We start from the raw sequence: 2,383 nt of genomic DNA, 5'->3' as shown, positions 1-2,383 counted from the left end.
GGCCGACCGGCTGGCCCGGATCGTCGCCGACGCCGGCAGCACGCAGCGGCGCCTCCTGAGCGACCGGCTCACCAGCCTGCGCAGCCACCGGGTGCCCCTCCGGGCCATCCACCACTCCCCCGTCCCCAAGGTGGCCCGGCTGCTCTTCGCCGACGGCACCGTGATCCTGGCCCGCTCGCTGGTGCAGGGGGAGGTGACCCGGCTCGGGCTGATGCGGGAGGCTGGCTCGGTGGTCATCGCCGACTTCGGTAGCCACCCCGACGGGATCGAGGTGGCCCTGAGGGGTGTTCGCGGCGACGCCTGCCGGGTGCTCGCCGTGGGCCTGGACCAGAGCGACTGACCCTCCGTCGGCGCGTTGGCGGGCCTAGGTGAGACGCGGAGACCGCGTGCATGGCAAACTCTGCACCGTGGATCTTGACGTGCTACGACGCTCGCCCCTGTTCGCCGGACTCGATGAGCAGGCAACCAGTGATCTGCTGTCGTCGATGATCCCGATCCGCATGGAGCGCGGCGACATCCTCTTCAACGAGGGCGACCAGGGCGACCGGCTCTACGTGATTGCCGAGGGCAAGGTCAAGCTGGGCCGCACGTCATACGACGGGCGGGAGAATCTGCTGGCCATCCTCGGCCCCGGCGAGATGTTCGGCGAGCTGTCGCTGTTCGATCCCGGCCCCCGCACCGCCACCGCCACCGCCGTCGCCGAGACCCAGCTCGTCGGGCTCGGCACCGACGCCTTGCACGCCTATCTCAGCGCCCGCCCGCAGGTCTCCTTCACCCTGCTCGCGGCGCTGGCCCGCCGGCTGCGCCGCACCAACGAATCCATCGCCGATCTCGTCTTCACCGACGTGCCCGGCCGCGTCGCCAAGGCCCTACTCGAGCTCTCCCAGCGTTTCGGCCGTCCGGTCGAGGAGGGCGTGCTCGTCGCCCACGACCTGACCCAGGAGGAACTCGCCCAGCTCGTCGGCGCCTCCCGCGAGACCGTCAACAAGGCGCTGGCCGACTTCGCCACGCGCGGCTGGATCCGCCTGGAGGCCCGCGCGGTGCTGCTGATGAACGTCGAGCGCCTGCACAAGCGCGCGGGCGTCTAGGACGTCGCTGCGATATCTCGCGGGGACCCCGCGCCTGCGCTATCGGGCGGCGAGGTAGTCGAGTTGGGCCTGGATGCTCAACCGGGCTGCGGGCCAGACCGCTTCGGGCACGTCGGCATAGACCCGCCGCAGCACGCCCTCGACATCGGTGGCGCCGTCGGCGAGCGCCTGGCGCACCTGGTCGAGCCGCTCGCGGCGGTGGGTGCGGTAGTAGCCGACCAGGCCGTGGGCGTCGGGTATGACGGAGCCGTGACCGGGCAGGATCGTCACCACCTCGCCGCCGCCAGTGAGCGCCCTGATGCGCTCCAGCGAGTCGAGGTATGCCGCGAGTTCGCCGTCGGGGTGCGCCACCACGGTCGTCCCGCGGCCGAGGATGGTGTCGCCGGTGAGGAGGGCGTGGTCCGCCTCGAGGACGAAGGAGAGGGAGTCGGCGGTATGACCGGGTGTCGCCACCACCCGCAGCGCCACCCCACCCGCGCTCACCACGGACCCGTCGGCCAGGTCGTCGTGTCCGGGGCCGACGGGGTGCACGCGGCAGCCGGTCAGCTCGGCGAACCGGGCTGCGCCCTCGCTGTGGTCGAGGTGGGCGTGGGTGAGGATCGTCTCCGTGACGCGGGCGCCGCGGCGCTCGACCACGCGGCATACCGCCCGCAGGTGGTCCTCGTCGAGGGGCCCGGGGTCGATGACCATCGCCTCGCCGGCGCCGGGTGCCATGACGACCCAGGTGTTCGTGCCGTCGAGGGTCATCGGACCCGGATTGGGCGCGAGCACACAGGTGGCGTGCGTCGTGATCTCGCCGCCCGACCAGGCCGGCAGCACCCCGCGCGGGTCGGGAGTCGTCATGGCCGCACCTGCATCCGCATCGCCCACCCGTCCCCGTGCCGCACCGGGACGGGTTGGATGACCTGGACGTCGCGGCGCATGCGGACCAGGCCGGCGGCACTGGTGGCGGCGGCCACGTCTTCCAGGCAGACGATCGTCGGCGGCATGAGGGCGGGGCGTTCGTCGCGGAGCATGGCTGCCGGGTCGACCCACTCTGCGCTCTCGGCCTCGGGGGTCTGGTCGTCGGCGTGCTGTCCCGGCGGGCAAAGCGCGGTGAAGAAGAACGTGTCGTAGCGGCGCGGCTCGACCTCGGGGGTGATCCAGTGGGCGTGAAAGCCGAGCAGGTCGGTCCGGGCGACCAGATCGCCGTCCCGCAGCACCGAGGCGATGGTCGCCTCTCTGGCCAGGATGCGCCCGCGCTCCTGCGCGAGCCACTCGGCCGCGGGCCGGCCGTCACCGCCGCCGGCCGGGCC

At 72.7% G+C, this 2,383-nt stretch carries 3 protein-coding genes and 1 pseudogene; 2 read left to right on the top strand and 2 right to left on the bottom strand.

From position 1 onward, the window contains the following. The coding region (locus tag BN11_RS15705) for a hypothetical protein (RefSeq protein WP_048699249.1) at positions 1-340 on the top strand (340 nt) is incomplete at its 5' end. Between the two features lie 67 nt (positions 341-407). After that, the gene (locus tag BN11_RS15700) at positions 408-1,088 is read left to right on the top strand and encodes a Crp/Fnr family transcriptional regulator (RefSeq protein ID WP_048701687.1); all 681 of its coding nucleotides are present in this window, start codon (positions 408-410) and stop codon (positions 1,086-1,088) included. Positions 1,089-1,127: 39 nt separating this feature from the next. Here BN11_RS15700 and BN11_RS15695 read toward each other — a convergent pair whose 3' ends face one another. Further along, on the bottom strand, positions 1,128-1,931 hold the full coding sequence (locus BN11_RS15695; RefSeq protein WP_048699247.1) for an MBL fold metallo-hydrolase: 804 nt from the start codon (positions 1,929-1,931) through the stop codon (positions 1,128-1,130). Further along, positions 1,928-2,383 (bottom strand): annotated as a pseudogene (locus BN11_RS15690) (NUDIX hydrolase); the annotation flags it as partial. The pseudogene BN11_RS15690 and the gene BN11_RS15695, both read right to left, overlap by 4 nt.

It is taken from the genome of Nostocoides australiense Ben110, assembly GCF_001050535.1.
In the GTDB taxonomy this organism is placed as follows: Bacteria; Actinomycetota; Actinomycetes; order Actinomycetales; family Dermatophilaceae; genus Nostocoides_A; species Nostocoides_A australiense.
Note: the sequence above shows the minus strand (reverse complement) of the source record. Positions and strands in the feature narration are given on the sequence as shown.